The sequence below is a fragment of the Salipiger sp. D13 genome (assembly GCF_003703915.1).
Lineage (GTDB): Bacteria > Pseudomonadota > Alphaproteobacteria > Rhodobacterales > Rhodobacteraceae > Salipiger > Salipiger profundus.
The window spans coordinates 20,720-38,817 of record NZ_ML112591.1 but is presented as its reverse complement, the minus strand read 5'-3'; the positions used below and the strand labels follow the sequence as shown (position 1 = coordinate 38,817).

Here is an 18,098-nt window from a genome sequence, read left to right as displayed (position 1 = left end):
GCGCAGGCACGGCTCCGGTCGGAAAGGGCACGGGCCGGGGAGGTCCCCGCGGCCCGTGCAAGGTCGAGGCGCGGTTACTTGATGTAGCCGGCCTTCATCATCTCACGTTCGGTGAGTTGTTGTGCGTTGGTCAGGGCCTGCTCGGCATCCATCTGCCCGGCAAGCGCCGCCGAGAACTGCTGGCCGACCGCCGTGCCGATGCCCTGGAATTCCGGGATCGAGACGAACTGCGCACCGACGTAGGGCACTTCCTGCACCGAGGGCTTCTCGGGGGTGGCGGCGTCCATGGTCTGCTTGGTCAACGTCGCGAAGGGCGCTTCCTCGAGGTAGGTCTCGTTCTCGTAGAGCGAGCTGCGGGTGCCCGGAGGCGCTGCGCGCCAGCCCTGCTTTTCGGCGACGAGCTGGGTGTACTCCTTCGAGGTGGCCCAGGTCACGAAGGCCTTGGCGGCTTCCGGCGCGTCGGTCGACTCGGGGATGCCGAGGTTCCACGACCAGAGCCAGTTGCCGTGGTTGTCCACGCCTTCCTTGTTCGGGAACACCGCGTAGCCCACGTTGTCGGCGACGGTCGATTCCTCGGGGTCGGTGACGAAGCCCGCGGCGACGGTGGCGTCGATCCACATGCCGCACTTGCCCTGCTGGAACAGCGAGAGGTTCTCGTTGAAACCGTTCGAGGACGCGCCCGGAGGACCGTAGTTGGTCATCAGGTCGAGGTAGTCCTTGAACGCGGCCTGCCACGGCTCGCTGTCGAACTCGGGCTGCCAGTCCATGTCGAACCAGCGCGCGCCGTAGCTGTTTGCCATGGCCGAGATGAAGGCCATGTTCTCGCCCCAGCCGGGCTTGCCGCGAAGGCAGATGCCGTAGATGCCGGCATCCTTGTCGGTCATCTTGGCGGCGGCGTCCTTGATCTGGGCCCAGGTCGGCTCTTCGGGGATCTCGATGCCGGCCTTCTCGGCGAGGTCGGTGCGATACATCACGAAGGCGGATTCACCGTAGAAAGGCAGCGCGTAGAGCGTGCCGTCGACCGAGAGCGCCTCGCGGATCGAGGGGATCAGGTCGTCGACCGCGTAGTCGTCCGACAGGTCTTCGAGCGGCATGAGCCAGCCGCGCTCGCCCCAGATCGGAACCTCGTAGTTGCCGATGGTCATCACGTCGAACTGCCCGCCGCCGGTCGCCACGTCCTGGGTCACGCGCTGGCGCAGCACGTTCTCTTCCAGGGTCACCCACTCGACCTTGATGTCGGGATGCTGGGCGTTGAAGTCCTCCATCATGCCCTGCATGCGGATCATGTCGCCGTTGTTGACGGTGGCCACGGTGATCGTGGTTTCGGCCAGCGCGGCGGTGGCAAGCGCACTGACGGCGCACGCGCCCATCAGGGCGCGGAACGTATAAGACATGGATTGTCCTCCCAAAACTCCCGGATTGAGCATATGCCCGCACCGTGAATAAATGCTCACATGACCCAACGAGTCGAGTCAAGCTCGTTTTGGGAGCAGGGTCTTGATTAGCTGCTGATCAATTCGGCGGCGGTCAGTTCGTCCGTGATGAGCTCGTCGATGAGATTACCCTTAAGAGCGGCCCTCAACGCCTTGATCTTGCTCACGCCTCCGCCGATGCACATGACGGGGTTGTCGTTCACCGGAACGCGGCATCCGACCATGAAATCATTGACGGGATGATCCAGATACTGCCCGTCGGAATCGAAGATATAGCCGCAGAGCTCGCCGGCCGCGCCAGCCTGCTGCACCGACTTGAGCTCGCCCTCGGTGATGAACCCGTCGACGAAGAGCGGCGCGTCATCGGCCATCTGGCCGATGCCGACGATGGTGATGTCGGCCTGCGCGGCGAGCTTGCGCAGCGCCTGCACGTGCGGCAGCGCGCGGTAGATCGCGAATTCCTCGGCGTCGCGGGCGACGACCGGCACCGACATCGGGTAGTGTGGCGCACCGGTCTTGTCGGCGGCGCGCATGATGACCTCGTAGAAGGACGCCGAGCCGTCGGGCGAGACGTTGCCGATGAGCGAGACCATCTTGTGCTGCTTCGCCGAGATGGTCTGCATCTCCTCGATCACCGCGCGCAGCGTCCGCCCGGTGCCGAGGCCGACGAGCTTCGGGGTTTCCTCCCGGAAGATCCGCTCGACCTCGGGCGCGGCAAAGGGCGCGATGGCGCGTAGGGCGTCATGCCCGGGCCCGAGGCGGGGCGCCACGCGCGCCCGGCTCAGCCCGAACTTGCGGCGCAACGCCCGTTCGAGATCGAGACATTCCGCGATCGGATGATCGATGCGCACCCGTACCAGCCCTTCGGCCATCGCGCGCGCCACCATGCGCTGCGCCCGCTGCCGCGAGATGCCCAGCTCCTGCGCGATCTGGTCCTGGCGCAGCCCGCCGACATAGTAGAGCCACGCCGCCCGTGCGGCGATATCCTGCGGCAGGACTTCGCTGTCGTCAGCCATCCGTGCGGCTCTCCCTCATGGCGGGTTTCAGAAGCTGCGGCGCAAAATGCGCGACCTCGGGGAATTCTGCAAACGTCCGATGCGGCGTCGCATCGGGCGAGGCGGGCGGGACCATGCCGGCGAAGTGGCTGCCGCCGGTGAACTGCCAGACCGTCATGCGGGCGGCGAGCCCGGCGCGCAGGCCGGCAAGCGAGTCCTCGATGATCACGCAGGCCCCGGGCGCGACACCGGCCTTCTCGGCGGCGCGCAGGGGCAGATCCGGTGCCGGCTTGCCCCTTGTCACCTCGGACGCGGTGGTGATGCGCCCGTCGAAGAGATCGCCCAGCCCGGCAATCTCGATCGATTGCGCCACCCGCGCCGGGCTCGAGCTGGTGGCGATGCAGTAGGGCACGGCGAGCGACGTCACGAAGTCGCGCAGTCCGGCCATCACACGCAGCTCATGGCGAAACGCTTCGACCAGCCGCGCGCGGTAGTCGGCCTCGAAGCCCTCGGGCAGGGTGATGCCGAAGGCGCTCCGGACCTGCGCGAGAACCACCGGGTAGCTGCGACCGAGGAAGTGTTCGGCGATATAGGGCAGGTCGACATCGACACCGTGCTGCGCCAGCTCGGCGACCAGCATGCGCGCGCTGATGACCTCGCTGTCGACGACCACGCCGTCGAAATCGAAGATGACAAGCTCCGTGTCTGCCATGACTGCCCCTTTCGTGCCGTGGCAGCGGTCTAGATGATGCGCGCGTCGGGGGCCAGCGTCACGCGCACCCACGGGCCGCTTTGTCGCCGCTGGCCCGGCTCGAGGAGACGCGCGAGAAGGCGTGGCGTCGGCGATTCCCCACGCCAACCGCCTGCGGGGCGAGCGCCGCCGCGATGCGCGACAGGATCAGGGCAGGAGGGCATCCTGTCCCTCCTGCGGGGGCCGTTTTCCCCTCGCAACATCGTGTGTCGGGCTCTGAAAAGTGGCTCTGCTGCTGTGTCCGACGGCCGTGAAGAAAATCCTCGAAACCCGGTGTTTGACCTCTTGCGTCTCCTGCCGGCTTTCCTTAATAGACCCGCTACCGGGTGATTAGCTCAGTGGTAGAGCGCTTCGTTCACATCGAAGATGTCAGAGGTTCAAATCCTCTATCACCCACCATCTTTTCTTTGTCTTTCAACGATGCGCCGCGCTGTAACGAACTGCGTCAGGGTCGGTGGACCTATGCCCCGCGTTTCAGGCTCGCGAAATCGAGCACATCCACCGCGTCCTGCATGTGTTGCGGCAGGAATCCTGCGCAGGTCGAGAACGTCACGGCCATCTTGGAGTGATCAAGCATCTCGCTGACCTTCTCGAGCGGCACTTCCTCGGAAAGCATTGCCACCGCCGCGGTGTGGCGGAGATCGTGAATACGGACATGGCCGATCCCGGAACGCGCCACCGCATTGGCAAAGCCGGTGCGGATTCCCTTCACTCGGCGCCCGGCGTATTCGATCACATTGTCTGCAAGAGCGGCTTCGTGGGCTGCCATCAGGGCCGGGCGGGTCGCATTGTTCATCGGTAGGACTGCCCGGCCTTTCCTCGTCACGCTGTCCTCAAGCCGAAGATTGATCGTCCCGCGCTCGAGATCCACCCGGTCCCAAGTCAGATCCAGCACGGCCCCGAGGCGGGCCCTGTCCCGAGCAACAGCACAAGGGCGCGCCGGACGTGCGGATCGTGGCCGCCGTCGATCAGCGCTCTTGCCTCTCCCCTGTTCAGGACGCGCTTGTCCGTCTGCGGCTTTTCAGGGTGCCAGAGGAACCTTCGAAGGTGCTCCTAGGTTGGGAGAGGAACCGAAGTAAAGGACACCGACATGGCCATGAATTCGCTCAAGGATATCTACCTCGACCAACTTCAGGACATCTGGAGCGCCAACACCCAGTCCTTGCCCGTCGTGACGGAACTGGGGCGCGCAGCTCAAGACAAGGATCTGTCCGAAGCTCTGATTGACGGTGGCAATGGTATTTATGATGGTCTCGCCGAGATCGAGAAACTGTGCAACGAACACGGCATCAAGCCGAACGCAGAACACTGCAAGGGTATGGAGGGCCTCGTCAAAGAGGCGCGCGTCCACGGGTTGTCGAATGATATCACCGACCCTGACGTGCGTGATGCCGCAATCATCCCGCAATACCAGCGCATGGTTCACTATGCACTGGCCGGCTACGGCACGCTAGCCGCCTTCGCCAACCGTCTCGGCTTGGACACCGACGCCGCGGTCCTTCAGAAATGCCTGGACGAGACCTATGACGGTGACCGCCGCATGACCGAAATCGCGATGCGGGGCGGGGTCAACAAGGAGGCAGCTTCTTGAGCTAGCCTTTAGCTGACAGTCGGGGCCGCGCGAGGAATCGTGTGGCCCCTTCATTTTGGGAGGCAGTCACGCGCGAGGGGGCTCAGCCGATCTTCGCGCCGGACCCAGCAGATAACTGGAAACAGCCACCCGCGTCGATCACTGCCTGCATGCTGCGGATGGCATGGATTTCGCAGAGACCCGGGAGGGCGGTGAGCTGCCGCAGCGAAAGGTTGGCAAACGCCATAGTCCGGGCTGGAACCGATCGCGCACCAGCCATGTGGCTGCGAAGTGCCGCCAAGCGATGATCACCAGGAATGCGACCTCACATCCAGAGCATGCCATGACGCAGTATGGAAGACTCCGGTGCTTGGCCGATTGACCGTTCGCGACGCCGGACTGATGCCGATCAACTGCATGTCCTGTTGGCGCCCCCATGGAATACGCTATCTGGGAGAGGTATGAACAAGGTCCTCCTTTGCCTCACCCTCATACTTGTCCCGTGCCAGGTCCTGGCCCAGGATGTCGTGACCGAGGCGGATGCCTTGCCCACGCTTGCAGTCGAGAACGTACCTGACGACGCGGCCGTCGCGACTCGCTTGCGAGCCATCCTCGGAGCTCTCGAATTCGAAGGGATCTCGGTCAGCGTCGACGCTGGGGTCATATCGCTTGCGGGGACCGTCGCGGACCCATCCATCAGCGAGAAGGCCGAGAGCATCGCCGAGCGCCTCGAGGGTGTCGTCGCGGTGAACAACGCGCTCACGGCTCCGGATGAGCTCGCCAGTCAGATCAATCCCGCGGTTGATCGCTTCCGGGCGCGGGTTGCGCAGCTGATCTCCCGTCTACCTTTGCTTTTGCTGGCGTTCGTGGCCTTTTTGGTGATCGTCGCGGCGGGCTTCCTCGTGGCGCGAATGCGATTTTGGGACCGCATCTCCCCCAACGCCTTCATCGCCGAGCTTTATCGGCAGGCGTTCCGCGTCGCCTCCGGGATCATCGGCATTGTGGTTGCGCTGGATGTCGTGGGGGCGGCGGCCCTGCTAGGCACGATCCTCGGCGCTGCGGGGATCATCGGTCTTGCCATCGGCTTTGCCGTCCGCGACACGGTGGAGAACTTCGTAGCGTCCGTCATGTTGAGCCTGCGCCAACCTTTTCGCCCGAACGACCTGGTGGAGATCGAAGGCGACGTCGGCCGCGTGATCCGACTGACCTCGCGCGCGACGATCTTGCTGTCGCTCGACGGCAATCACATCCGCATCCCGAACGCGACTGTCTTCAAGGGCAAGATCGTGAACTACACGCAGTATCCGGCGCGGCGGTTCATGTTCGACATCGGCATCGACCCTGACGCGGATCTCGAGGCGACGCGCAGCTTGGCACAGGCGACGCTGAAGGCTTTGCCTTTCGTGCTGGACGACCCGGAAGAGCTGGTCTGGATCGAGAACATCACCGAGTCCGGCGCCATCCTGCGTGTGACTGGCTGGGTCGACCAGACCGAGACAGGCTTTTCCACGGCACGCGGAGACGCCATTCGATTGGTCAAGACTGCCATCGAAGAAGCTGGGGTGGCGATCCCCGACACGACTTATCGCATTCGCCTGGAAGGGGCGGGGCTGTCAGCGGCCCCCTCCGAACCGCCACGGCGCAAGGCATCAATGCCGCATGCACCCGCTTTATCGCTGGAGCCCTCGGTCCATAAATCGGAAGAAGCGGCGCTGATCCCTCTTGTCGACGCTGAGCGCCAAGACAGCGATGATCTTCTCGCGAAGAGCGCACCGCGTGAATAGGTGTCAAGCGCCTTGAGGTAAGTGAAGCCTTCTTGCGTCCGTATGTAGGTGATGTCGGGCAGGCGGGGAGCGATCACGCCACGGTCGAAGTCGATCCGGTCCATTCGAGATCCAGCACCGCGCCAACCCGGGCGCCCGTGGCGAGCAGGAGGATCACTGCGAGCCGGATGTGGGGTGCGCCGCAGTGAGGTTCAGCCGCCTCTTTCAGGTATCGGTCACGGCGCTCGGTTTCCGCTTCCGCTCGCGTGCGTGCTGCAAGCTGATAGCGTTTTCGCTCTCCTGAGGCCTCGTCATCCCGGTAGACGCAGAACCCGCCTCGCGGGCGTCCAATCGGGCATCGTCGGCCTCCGCGGCGCCATCTTTCCGGGGAGCGGTGGTCTCGTCGCGATCTACGGGCGCGTAACGGTGCGAATGGCGTTCAGGGTGTGAGAAGGGCCGCTCGCCCGCGTCGATTGTGGCGCGGGGGCGCAGTGCACGCTCGCGACGTTGAACAGGAAGCGCCAACCTCAGAGCTACTGCATCTCAACTCTGTCCGAAGCACATTCCCGAGCGTGGATGCCCAAGGCCATCAGGGCGGGCCAGAGAAGATAGGCTTCTATTTCGACGTTTTCGCCGAACGACAGCAGAACCAGAACCATGCACAGGCCAAGCGGCAAACGTCCACGGTCGGAAAGGGCCGCATCCTTGAGCGCCAGTGCCGTCTGTGCTGCCAACGGCAAGGCCAGGGCAAAGAAGCCGACCAGCCCCTTCACGAAGAGCAGGCCGAACCAGGTGTGGTGACTTCCTATCGGCATGAATTCGACGATATGCGGACCGGGCTGAACGGTGCCATGGCCGAACCAGACGGCCTCTTCCTGCCAGCGCTCGTGTGCGATGCGCTGCAAGGTGGCACGGACCCGCGTGCTGTCGGCGCGGGCGCCCTTGAACGAGTCCACCCCGGCACCGATGGTCTGGATCAGCCAGGGTCCGATCACCGCGAGCGAGGCTGCGACGGCGGCGAGCATGGCCCACGCCCAGCTGCGCAGGACGAGCGGCATCATGCGGGGACCGATGGTGCAGGCGACGAGCCCCACGAGCCCCATCCGGGACTTCGAGGCGAGGATCATGAGCGTGCCCGCGGCAAGCCCGGCCGCGCGCCAGCGATTCTCCTTCTCTTCCAACGCGAAGAGGACCATGGTCACCCCGAGAAGTGCCGCGAAGGGCGACCATGGCGCGTAGAACTGCCAGCGCGGTGTCCACGAGGCCGGGTCGTAGGTGAAGAAATAGACCGAGAAATACTCCGGCCCCGGGCCTCCCACCGCCTTCAGCGGTGATGTCCAGATCCGCTCGGGCAGGCCGATGTAGGGCGCGATCAGCAGGACCGGCGAAATGCATAAGGTCCAGAAACCAAGCCGGCACATGGCACGGATCAGCACCTCGCGGCGGATCGGAAGCACCGCGCCCGCGAGCGGGAACAGCGCCAGCAGCGCCCAGCCCTTGGCCCAGCCGATCGACGACTTGATCGTCTGCTTGAGACCGAGGTTCCAGTTCATGTGCCCGGCCCAGAGCGCGACCAGCATCACCAGCATGGCAACCATCCATAGCTGCACGACCGGCGGGATCGGCCCGGTCGCGCGCAGGTCCGACCGGATGGCCGGCCCCAGGTAGAGCGACAGCGCCACCAGCCCGGCCAGGAGCCACGCGATGACCGGTCCAACGACGTAGAGCGCGCCGAGCCCGTAGAGCGGCCATGTCCAGACGATGGTCTTCCAGACCATGCGCTCGGCCGGGTTGGCGGGGGCGGTCAAGAGAGCCGCGCCTTCTCGGCGAGCAGTTTCTCGATCAGGGCGCGCCGCAGCCAGCCCAGCGACAGGGAAATGAACAGCAGAAAGCTCGCCGCGCCTCCGGCTGCAATCGCCAGCTTCTTGCGCGGAGACGACGGGTCCTCGGGCAGCGTGGGGTCTTCGAGCACCTGCACGAGGGGGTAGGAAGCATAGATATCGGACTTGCTCGACTGGGTCCGCGCGATTGCCGAAGCGAAGACCGCCTCGGCGACGTTGAAATCACGCTGCAGGTCTTCGAGCCGCGCGGCGAGGGGGGCGAGCCGGTCGAGGCGTTCGGTCTGGATCGTGAGCAGGGTGCGCAGCTCGGCGAGCTCTGCCTCGAGGCCCGCCCGATCGGCTTCCTGGCGGACCAGCTCTCCCAGAAGCGCCGACCGGCCGCCGTTCAGCGCGCCGTCGAGCGTTATCGGAGGCCCCGTCAATTCCCCGGCGCGGGTTGCGGCCTTGGCCTGCGCGGCCTCCATGGCCGACGCGGCCTTGACGACCTCGGGGTGGCGCGCGCCGAAACGGGCGCGGGCCTGTGCAAGCTCGGTGGCCGCCTGTGCCATCGCGTCCGTAAGCGCGACGTAGGCGCTGTCGCCGTTGAGGCGCAGGACGCGCGCGGCGGTCTCCGCATCTGTCTGGAGCCGCGTTTCGAGCCCGCGAACGGCTGCGGCCTTGCGCACGAACTCGGCGGTGGCGGTGTCGATCTTCGCCCGCAGGGCATCGGTCTCGTCGACCTGCCGGTCGTATTGTTCGACCGAGTATAGCCCCGTCGTCTCACGCAGCCCGTCGATCTCTTCGCGGGTTGCCGCGACCGACTCCTGGTATTCGCGAATGGCCTGCAGGCCGCCGCTCTGACGCGTGTCGAGCTCGTCACCACGAAGACGGTCGATCTCGGCGAAGAACGCCTCGCGGATCGCGCCGTTGCGGGCCTGTGCCTCCTCGGGGGTCGGGCCGGTGATCTTCACGTGGATGAACGCGGTCTGGTCGACGAGCTGCACCTGCGGCTTGCCGAAGGCTTCGGCCGAGAGCCCGAGCCTGTCGGCGGCATCGCGCACGACACGGTCGGCGGCGAGCAGCCGCTTGTAGGTTTCGGTCGGGCTGATGCTGTTGCTGGAGAAAGCCGAGTTGGCGTAGCTTGAGGCCTGCCCGATCTCGGCGAGGTTGACCGACGACGACGCGCCCGAGCCGGGCAGGATCAGCGACATGTGACTGGCAAAGACCGGCGCGGCCGTCTTGAGGTAGCCGGTGATCGGAGCCCAGATCGCCGCGAGACCCAGTATGCCGATCCACAGATAGCGCGGCAGCCGGTGACGGTCGGTGACGGCGCCGCCCATGAGCGCACGGCGAAGAAAGGCACGCGAACGCCGCGCGGGTCGGACGGGGCGGTCGGTCGGGGCGAAGTCTTGCATGGTCATGGCGCTCTCCTTTTACGGGCACCATAGTCGTTGGGCTGTCGTCAGGCGCTTGCGCGGCAGGTGCGATGCGAAGGGCAATCGCGCCCCAGGCAATCCCAACGGATAGGGGCAGATCAGAAGAGACCGGCGTCACGCGCCACGACGGCGGCCTGGGTCCGGTTGTTGACCTCGAGCTTGCGATAGATCGTCTTCATGTGGAACTTTATCGTCGGCTCGGTCAGCTCGAGATCGCGCGCGATCATCTTGTTGGACTTCCCTTCGCTCAGCCGTTTCAGCACAGCGCGCTCGCGTTCGCTGAGACGCTGGGCCAGCGGGTGCGCCGCGGCGTTTTCCTGGGCGGTCATGAAATCGATGGGGGCGTATTGCTCGCCCATGGCCATGAAGCGCACCGCGTTCACCAGCGACTTCGCCGGCAGGGTCTTGGGGACGAACCCCGCGGCGCCGGCGCCGAGCGCCTGCTCGGCGATCTCGCGCGTCGCTTGCCCCGATATCAGCGCCACGCGCTGCCCACCTTCGATCCCGATCGCTTCCGTGAGGCTTTCGAGACCTCTCATGCCCGGCATGTTGTAGTCGAGCAGAACGAGATCGTAGGCCTCGTCCTCGAGAATCCGCTCCCGGGCGTCCTCGAAGCTCGCGGCGCTCCCCACCTCGATCCCGTCCTCCGCTCCGAGAAACGCGATCAGCGTATCGCGCAGAAGGTCGTGGTCGTCTGCAATCAGGATTCTCATCGTCACGCGTCTCCATCCTCCCAACGTGCATCGGCATAATATCGCTGGCCGCTGCGTCGTTTAATACTTCGGAAACCAAGTTGGACGGGGGAAAGGGGTGCCGAGGATATCCCATCGGATGGCTCGAAAAACCGCTGGGGAGTTTCGGCAGTCATTCGGGACTGAAACGGCCCGTTGGCTTCGCGGAAGCGTCTTCCGCGTCATCGACCAATCCCTTCTCGGAATTGCAGCAATGCACCAGCAAGGGACACGTATAGGGCGATCAAGTTCACGCCTCGGAGCGCCCTCACCATGCAACATCATTCCTCTCGCGCCTTTCAGGCTGCCGCCCCCGTTTCCGCTCTCGCAAGCGCCGTGCCGACGCGCCCGGTGCTCGGGCTGCCCGTGGTCGATGCCACGACGGAGCAGACTGTCGCCGCCTTGCTGGAGGGCTCGGCGCGCAGCGTCTTTTTCCTGAATGCACATTGCGCCAACCTGCGCGCGCGTGACCGGTCGTATGCCGCAGCCCTGGCCCGTGCCGACATGGTGCTGCCCGACGGGATCGGGGTCGAGCTTGCCGCCCGCATGACCGGGACGAACCTGACCGAGAACCTCAACGGCACGGACTTCACGCCGGCACTGCTCAGGCGCGCTGCACGGCAGGGCCTCTCGGTCTTCCTTTTCGGCGCGAAGCCCGGCACCGCCGAAGCTGCCGCGCGCAAGCTTGCCACGACGATCCCCGGACTGCGGATCGCGGGCACGCTCGACGGCTACGACGGCGCGGCCGACTCCGACCGTGCCGTGGCCGCCATCAACGCCTCGAGCGCCGACATCCTTCTGGTCGCGATGGGGGTGCCGATGCAGGAGATGTGGATCGATCGCCACCTCGACGTCCTGTCGCCACGGCTGGTGCTCGGTGTCGGCGCGCTGTTCGACTTCCTGGCCGGGAACGTGCGCCGGGCGCCCGGCATCGTTCGCAAGTGCCGCATGGAGTGGGGCTGGCGGCTTCTGCAGGAACCGCGACGCCTTGCGAAGCGATACCTGCTCGGCAACGGGGTCTTCCTCGCGCGGGCCAGCCATCATGCCCTGCGCCAGGCCGGTCCCGAGGCGGTGTCCAAACGCCTGTTCGACATCGCTCTGAGCGGCGGCCTGCTTCTCGTGCTCGCGCCGCTGCTGCTGGCGCTCGCGGCGCTGATCCGGCTCGACAGCCGCGGACCGGTGCTGTTCCGCCAGGTGCGGGTCGGTCGGGACGGTCAGCGGTTCACCATCCTCAAGTTCCGGACGATGTTCCCCGATGCCGAGGCGCGGCTCGCGGCGATCCGGGCGGCATCCGACCGTGACGGCATCTGTTTCAAGTCGCGACACGATCCGCGCGTGACCCGCATCGGTCGTCTCCTGCGCCGGTATTCCCTCGACGAGCTGCCGCAAATCGCGAATGTCTTTTTCGGGCAGATGTCGCTCGTGGGGCCGCGGCCGGCTCTGCCCTCGGAAGTCGCGGCCTATCCGGCCCCGGCGCTCGAACGGCTGCGCGTGCGTCCGGGCCTTACCGGGCTGTGGCAGGTCGCGGGTCGGGCAGACATCGGCTTCGCGAAGATGATCGACATGGACGTTGCCTACGTCCGGTCGCGCAGCCTGCTGCTCGATGTGCTGCTGCTGGCCATGACGGCCCGGGCGGTGATCTCGGGGCGGGGCGCCTACTAGGCAGCGACCTGCGGACCCGTTCCGCCGGATAGGTCCGCAACGTCTCGGGCCCGCGCCCTCCGGGCATTCACAAAGAGCGTAAATGAATCTGCACGATGGCAGGGCCGCTTTTCCAAGGCGGCCCTCTGCGTTTCAACCGATCGGAATCACGTCACTCGACCGGTGCCGTGCTTCGTTCCTTTCCGGCGCAATCAGCGCAGAAGCGCGCTCGCCGCGGCGACACCCCCGACGACCCGTGCTGCTTCCGACAGGTTGGTGACATTGCTGTCGTAACAGGCGATTGCATCGCCCGGCAGAAGGTAGGGGTCGTAATCGTCGCGGTCGGCGCGGCGCAGCATGTCCTCGATGTTGCGCTCGATCACGATGGAGACTCCGGTCATCGGGTTGCGCGTGAAAAGGATTGCCGAGCGATGCGCGCTCGTCGCGCGGGCGCCGCCGACGCAATTGGTATCCACCACCGCCTGCATGAAGCGGGTGCCATAGGGGATCTCGCGGACCTCACGCCCGATGGCGGACGGGGCGTTGCCCGTCGCGGGTTGCGTGAGGTTCGACAGGAACAGCGACACACCCGGCGGGCTGAGCGGGCTCGGGCGCATCAGGTCGTCCTGGAAGCACTGCCGCGACGGGACGACGACTTCGTCCCCGGTGAGCAGCATCACGTCCATTGCGTGCCGTCCCTTGAAGACGCCCCGCATGTCGAGCGTGTAGGATCTGCCTCCGCGATGCAGCTCGATCGCCGAAAGGTCGGCATCCGGTCGCACGCCGCCCACGGCGCGCAGCGCGGCGGAAAGGTTGCGGGCCTCGGTGGAGGCTCCCAGCGCGCGCTGCCGGGCGGTGTCGATGTCGCCCGCGCGCTGCCCGATCTCGACCGCGTGGGGCTCGAACACGGCACCGGACACCGCGACGCTGATGGTCGCGAAATCGGCAAGCCGCACCGAGAGCCTCGGTGCCTCGTCATAGAGGCCTTCGCGCACCAGCAGCACGGCAAGGTCGGCTTCGATATCGGATGGGCTGCGCCCCTGTGCCGGAACCGGCGGAAGGAACGGCAGCTTCAGGGTGCCGTCCCCGGACACGACGTAGTCGCCGTTGAAGGTTTCGTCGTCACCGACACGCACGTCGACAAGGTCATTGCGCGACAGTCGCTCTCCTCTCAGCGCAACCGCGGCAAGCCTGTCTCCCTTGGCACTCCCGGCGTCGTCCGAGAGGGCGCCGCCCCGCGTACAGGTACTTGCGTTCCGACGCGGCGAAAGCAGCAGCGGCTCGGCATCGGTCGCAGCCGGTGGATCGCGGTACTGGGCCTGATATCCTCCGCCAGAGCGCACCTGGCCGATGTTCTTCGGGGACGGGGCGGAGCCACACGCCACGAGCAACGTCAGGCCGAGGCAAGTCCCGAGAAGTTTGGTGCGCGTGATCGGCATGCAGGCCCCTTGTCATCTCTTCTACGGTCTTAGCGAGACCCAGACAGTATGGCCACACGCATAAGTGGATCAACGGCCTATCCGTTCGGATATTTGCGAACGCCACAGCGACCTGTTGCCCTCCTGCAGCGTCGGAGACAGCCGAGACTGGCGCGTAATATTGGTTAGCGAAACCTTAAAACAGGACGCTGACCCCGATGACACGCTCTTCCTCCATGCTTGGCCACCTGCTGGCGTATGGCGCCTCCGAGGTCGCGGCGAAGCTGTCGCGGCTCGGCGTGGTGATCGCGGTCGCCCGCACCCTCGACGCGACCGAGATCGGCGTCGCCGCCGCCGCGCTCGCTGCCGGCGACCTGCTGAAGTCGCTGACCGAGAACGGCATCGGGCAACGCATCATCGCCGCGCCCGAAGCGGAGCTCGATGCGACCTGCAACCGGGCGCACGGCTTGTTCTGGCTCTGGTGCACCGGGCTCTTTGCGGCGCAGACGCTGCTCGCCGGGATCGTCTACGCGCTGACCGGCAACCTCATGCTCGCAGGGCTGATCCTCGTGCTGGCCGGCGAATATCTCTTCATGCCGGGCGGGCTCGTGCAGACCGGGCTCGCGCTGCGGGCGGGCAAGCTGCGCCAGACCGCCGCCATCGCGGGAGGCCAGGCCGTCATGGCGAACCTCATGTCGCTGGGGCTCGCGATGGTCTGGCCCTCGGCGCTGGTGCTCGTTCTGCCGCGCCTTCTGACCGCGCCGTTCTGGCTGCTGTCCATGCGTCGCCTGCACCCGTGGCGCGGCGATGCCGCCGCGGGACGGGCCCCCGTCTTCCCCTTTGTCCGCTTCGGCTGGCCGATCCTCGGCACCGAGATCATCAAGGCCGCACGGCTGCATGCCGACAAGCTGATCGTCGGAGCGCTGCTCGGTCCCGAGATCCTCGGCCTCTACTTCATGGCGTTCAACGCCGGGCTCAGCCTCGCCACCTCGTTCTCTACCGCATTTGCCTCGGTGCTCTTCCCGCATCTCTGTGCCAGCTCCGAGCGCGGCGCCGCGCTGCGTCAGGGGCTCGCGGTGTCGGTCGGTCTCGTCGCCCCGGCGGTCATCCTGCAGTCGCTGCTGGCCCCGTGGTACGCGCCGCTGCTTCTCGGCGCGCGCTGGGAGGGGCTCGCCGAGCCGATCTCGATCCTCTGCCTCGCGGCCATTCCGACGATGATCTGGACCGCCGCCGCAGGCTGGATGCGCGCCGAGAACCGCCCGGGGCTCGAACTGCGCGGCACCGCGATGCTCACCGCCGCGATGATGGCCAACACGGTCATCGCCGCGCCCCACGGCCTGACCGCGATCGCCTGGGGCTACCTCGCCACCGCCTGCGTCATGATGCTGGCGCTGTCCCGCCCGGCGCTGGGCGCCGCCTTCCTTCCCAACCGCGCAAGGGCCTGAGCCATGTCGCTGATTTCCGTCGTCATCCCCGTCTACAACGCCGCCGACACGCTTCCGGCCACGATCGCCGCGCTGCGGGCGCAGACCTGGCCCTGGTGGGAGGCCATTCTCGTCGAGGACGGCTCCTCCGACGACAGCTGGCAGGTCGCCGAACGGCTGTGCCGCGATGAGCCGAGGCTGCGGCTGGAGCGCAACCCGGGCAAGGGGCCGAGCGCGGCGCGCAATCATGGGGCGCTCACCTGCGCGCAGGGGCGGATCGTCGCCTTCTGCGATGCCGACGACCTCTGGCATCCGGGCAAGCTGCAGGCCATCGCGGCGCCGCTGCTCAAGGACGAGGCCGAAGCCGTGTTCGGCAGGGTCGGCTTCTTCCGCGACGACCCGCGCGACGTGCGCACCCGCTCAACCGTGCCGGAAGGTCCGGTCACCGTGCCGATGCTGATGGGCGAGAACCCGGTCTGCACGCTCTCGAACCTCTCGCTGCGCCGCGATGTCTTTGCCGCGCTCGGCGGCTTCCGGGCGGACATCGTGCACAACGAGGATCTCGAGTTCCTGATCCGGCTCGCGGGGCAGGGGAGCCGCCTTGTCGGACAGGACGACGAGCAGGTGCTCTACCGGCTCAGCCCGCACGGGCTCTCGGCCGACCTCGAGGCCATGCGCGCGGGCCGTGAAGAGGCGCTGCGCACCGCCGCCGCTCTCGGCTTCGGACCGATCCGCAGCGCCGAGGCCATTCACCTGCGCTACCTTGCCCGCCGCGCACTTCGGCTGGACACCGGCGCGCGCATTGCCCGCCGGCTGGTGGGCGAGGGCTGCCGCCACGATTTCCGCGCGTTCATGACCCCGGCCCGCCGCGGCGTGCCCATCGCGCTCGCCGCGCTGCTTCACCCCTTTCTGCCGCGTCCGCTGCGTCGCGCCCTGTTCTCGAACTGAGGAGACTCGAGATGCCCTACGCTTCCATCGTCGTTCCCGCCTACAACGCCGCGGCCACGCTGTCCGACACGCTGCTGTCGTTGACCTCGCAGACCTACCGCGACATCGAGATCGTCGTCGTCGACGACGGCTCGACCGACTCCACGGCGTCGGTTGCCCGAAGCTTCGCCGCACGGGACAACCGCATCCGTCTCGTGCGCCAGGCCAATCGCGGCCTCGCCGGCGCACGCAACAGCGGTGTCGCCGCCGCCTCGGGCGAGGTGGTCGGGTTCTGCGACGCCGACGACCTTTGGCTGCCCGAGAAGATGGATGCGCATGTGCTGCATCTTCAATGCCTGCCGGAGGTCGGTCTGAGCTACGCCGGCTCGGCGATGATCGACGATGCCGGCCGGCGCATCGGTCACGCGCAACGGCCGCGGCTTCGCGGGGTGAGTGCCGCGCATGTGTTCAAGCGCAACCCCGTGGGCAACGGATCGGCCCCGGTGTTCCGCCGCGCGGCGCTGGACGATCTCGCGTGGCGTCCCGACGGCGAGACGCAGCGCGACTGGATCTTCGACGAGGCTTTCCGCCAGTCCGAGGATGTCGAATGCTGGCTCCGTCTCGCGCTCGGGACCGACTGGACGCTCGAAGGCGTGCCGGGCCTGCTGACCGAGTACCGGATCAGCACCCGCGGTCTGTCCGCCAATGTTCCCGCGCAGCTCGCATCATGGGAACGGATGGTCGCGAAGCTGCGGTCGATGGACCCGGCCTTTTTCGCGCGCCACGAACCCGAGGCCCGCGCCTACCAGCTGCGCTACCTCGCGCGGCGCGCGGTCACCAGCGGGGACGGGCCGCTCGCCTGCCGGCTCGTAACCCGCGCCTTTGCCGAGTCACGCCGTCCGCTGATCGAGGAGCCTGTGCGCAGCCTCACCACCTGGGCCGCGGCCCATGCCACCGCGCGTTTCGGCGACATGCCGATGCGCCTCGCCAAATCCGTGCTCACCGCCGGCCGGTCCTGATAGGGAGATTTCCGCCATGTCGACACGTCCCGTCGTTCTTCACCTTCTCGACGACGCCACGCCCGGTGGCGTGACCCGGGTCCTCGAACAGATCCAGACTTGTCCGCAGCTGGGGCAGCGCGCGCGCCACGAACTGCGCATCGTGCCCCGCAAGGGGGCGCTGCCGACCTGCCGCGCCGACATGATCGTGTCGCATCTGAGCCTGAGCTGGCGCAGCCTGCCGCGGCTCATCTCGCTGCGGGCCCGGCACGCCTCCACCCCGCTCGTGCATGTCGAGCACAGCTATACAGAGGCTTTCGCCGCGCTGAACGTGCCGTCAAGGTTGCGCTTCTTCGCCATGCTGCGGAGCGCCTACGCGCTGTTCGAAACGGTCGTCGCGGTGAGCGAAGCGCAAGGGGCATGGCTTGTCCGCCGTCGCCTCGTTCAGGCTTCCGCGCTGCATGTCATTCCGCCCGCGGTTGACCTCACCGGCTTTCGTGCGCTGACCGCGCCCGTCGGTGCGCCCCGGGTCATCGGCGCCATCGGCAGACTGCACCGTCAGAAGGGCTTCGACGTTCTCATTCGCGCCTTCCGGGATCTTCCCGACCCGGACCTGTCCCTGCATGTCTACGGCACGGGTCCGGAAGAGACGGCGCTGCGTGCCCTTGCCAAGGATGACCGACGTATCCGCTTCTTCGGGCATGTCGGCTCCGCGACAGAGGCAATGTCTGCCGTGGATATCGTCGCCATGCCCTCACGCTGGGAAGCCTACGGACTTGTCGCGCTCGAAGCCCGCGCCTGCGGAAGGCCGATTGTCTGCGCAGACGTCGACGGTCTGCTTGAAAGCGCGGGCCCCGAGGCCACGTTCGTCCGTGGCCACGACGTTGCTCGGTGGACAGCGGCGCTCAACGAGGCGGTGATCCACCCCGCGCGCCCGTCGAAAGCCGCGGACCTGGTGGAGCAGGATTTTGCGGCAGCTTGGAGCGAAATTCTTTCAGGTATCCAGAAGGGAAACAGGCCGGCGCCATTGCTGTCGACTACTACTCAAACGGTGTGACGCCTGTCGCGCTACTTCGTCTGCAGATACCGGAGGCGGCGCAGTTCGCTCGATGCTGTGCGACTTTGTGTCGGATAGCTGATGTCTGTAGCAATCGCACGCTACGGCCGCTCGCAGCCCACTGCTGCCGGTCG

Annotated in this window: 15 protein-coding genes and 1 tRNA gene; 8 read left to right on the top strand and 8 right to left on the bottom strand. The window is 66.6% G+C overall.

The genetic code is table 11. The features are described from left to right. Positions 1 to 74: 74 nt before the first annotated feature. The 3 genes from D6860_RS04445 to D6860_RS04435 form a co-directional block, all read right to left on the bottom strand. Positions 75 to 1,394 (bottom strand): ABC transporter substrate-binding protein, encoded by a 1,320-nt coding sequence (locus D6860_RS04445; protein ID WP_076624938.1) that lies wholly within the window; start codon positions 1,392 to 1,394, stop codon positions 75 to 77. 107 nt (positions 1,395 to 1,501) lie between these two features. Further along, complete coding sequence (locus D6860_RS04440) at positions 1,502 to 2,449, bottom strand: sugar-binding transcriptional regulator (RefSeq protein WP_017468320.1); 948 nt, start codon at positions 2,447 to 2,449, stop codon at positions 1,502 to 1,504. Then, positions 2,442 to 3,140: an HAD family hydrolase gene (locus D6860_RS04435; RefSeq protein WP_076624937.1), complete on the bottom strand. Its 699-nt coding sequence runs from the start codon at positions 3,138 to 3,140 to the stop codon at positions 2,442 to 2,444. Before D6860_RS04435 ends, D6860_RS04440 begins: the two co-directional genes overlap by 8 nt. A 363-nt stretch (positions 3,141 to 3,503) precedes the next feature. Between D6860_RS04435 and D6860_RS04430 the strand changes: the two genes are divergently transcribed. After that, positions 3,504 to 3,578: transfer RNA gene (locus D6860_RS04430), tRNA-Val, on the top strand. Positions 3,579 to 3,639: 61 nt separating this feature from the next. On the opposite strand, the gene D6860_RS04425 is transcribed toward D6860_RS04430, so the two are convergent. Beyond that, positions 3,640 to 4,074, bottom strand: a complete 435-nt coding sequence (locus D6860_RS04425) for a tyrosine-type recombinase/integrase (RefSeq protein ID WP_076624936.1) — start codon at positions 4,072 to 4,074, stop codon at positions 3,640 to 3,642. A 195-nt stretch (positions 4,075 to 4,269) separates the two neighbouring features. Here D6860_RS04425 and D6860_RS04420 point away from each other — a divergent pair, with 195 nt between their 5' ends. Next, entirely contained in the window at positions 4,270 to 4,770 is a 501-nt protein-coding gene (locus D6860_RS04420) for a ferritin-like domain-containing protein (protein WP_017468096.1), read from the top strand. A gap of 440 nt (positions 4,771 to 5,210) precedes the next feature. Continuing rightward, positions 5,211 to 6,533, top strand: coding sequence for a mechanosensitive ion channel family protein (locus tag D6860_RS04415; RefSeq protein ID WP_076624935.1), 1,323 nt, complete (start codon positions 5,211 to 5,213; stop codon positions 6,531 to 6,533). Between the two features lie 512 nt (positions 6,534 to 7,045). Here the strand turns inward: D6860_RS04415 and D6860_RS04410 are convergent. From D6860_RS04410 to D6860_RS04400, 3 genes are all read right to left on the bottom strand, one after another. Then, positions 7,046 to 8,290, bottom strand: coding sequence for a capsular biosynthesis protein (locus D6860_RS04410; RefSeq protein WP_076625461.1), 1,245 nt, complete (start codon positions 8,288 to 8,290; stop codon positions 7,046 to 7,048). 26 nt (positions 8,291 to 8,316) lie between these two features. After that, a complete protein-coding gene (locus D6860_RS04405) occupies positions 8,317 to 9,753 on the bottom strand; it encodes a GumC family protein (protein ID WP_076624934.1) in 1,437 nt (478 codons plus the stop codon). Positions 9,754 to 9,866: 113 nt separating this feature from the next. After that, on the bottom strand, positions 9,867 to 10,481 hold the full coding sequence (locus D6860_RS04400; protein WP_076625460.1) for a LuxR C-terminal-related transcriptional regulator: 615 nt from the start codon (positions 10,479 to 10,481) through the stop codon (positions 9,867 to 9,869). A gap of 291 nt (positions 10,482 to 10,772) precedes the next feature. Here D6860_RS04400 and D6860_RS04395 point away from each other — a divergent pair, with 291 nt between their 5' ends. Continuing rightward, a complete protein-coding gene (locus D6860_RS04395) occupies positions 10,773 to 12,161 on the top strand; it encodes a WecB/TagA/CpsF family glycosyltransferase (RefSeq protein WP_076624933.1) in 1,389 nt (462 codons plus the stop codon). 191 nt (positions 12,162 to 12,352) lie between these two features. Here D6860_RS04395 and D6860_RS04390 read toward each other — a convergent pair whose 3' ends face one another. After that, the gene (locus D6860_RS04390; RefSeq protein ID WP_076624932.1) at positions 12,353 to 13,579 is read right to left on the bottom strand and encodes a polysaccharide biosynthesis/export family protein; all 1,227 of its coding nucleotides are present in this window, start codon (positions 13,577 to 13,579) and stop codon (positions 12,353 to 12,355) included. A gap of 197 nt (positions 13,580 to 13,776) precedes the next feature. Between D6860_RS04390 and D6860_RS04385 the strand changes: the two genes are divergently transcribed. From D6860_RS04385 to D6860_RS04370, 4 genes are read left to right on the top strand one after another with little or no spacing between them, the layout of a single operon-like run. Beyond that, on the top strand, positions 13,777 to 15,003 hold the full coding sequence (locus D6860_RS04385) for an oligosaccharide flippase family protein (RefSeq protein WP_076624931.1): 1,227 nt from the start codon (positions 13,777 to 13,779) through the stop codon (positions 15,001 to 15,003). A gap of 3 nt (positions 15,004 to 15,006) precedes the next feature. Continuing rightward, entirely contained in the window at positions 15,007 to 15,930 is a 924-nt protein-coding gene (locus D6860_RS04380; RefSeq protein ID WP_076624930.1) for a glycosyltransferase family 2 protein, read from the top strand. A gap of 11 nt (positions 15,931 to 15,941) precedes the next feature. Beyond that, on the top strand, positions 15,942 to 16,928 hold the full coding sequence (locus tag D6860_RS04375) for a glycosyltransferase family 2 protein (RefSeq protein ID WP_076624929.1): 987 nt from the start codon (positions 15,942 to 15,944) through the stop codon (positions 16,926 to 16,928). 16 nt (positions 16,929 to 16,944) lie between these two features. Continuing rightward, positions 16,945 to 17,964, top strand: a complete 1,020-nt coding sequence (locus D6860_RS04370; RefSeq protein WP_076624928.1) for a glycosyltransferase — start codon at positions 16,945 to 16,947, stop codon at positions 17,962 to 17,964. Positions 17,965 to 18,098: the final 134 nt, after the last annotated feature.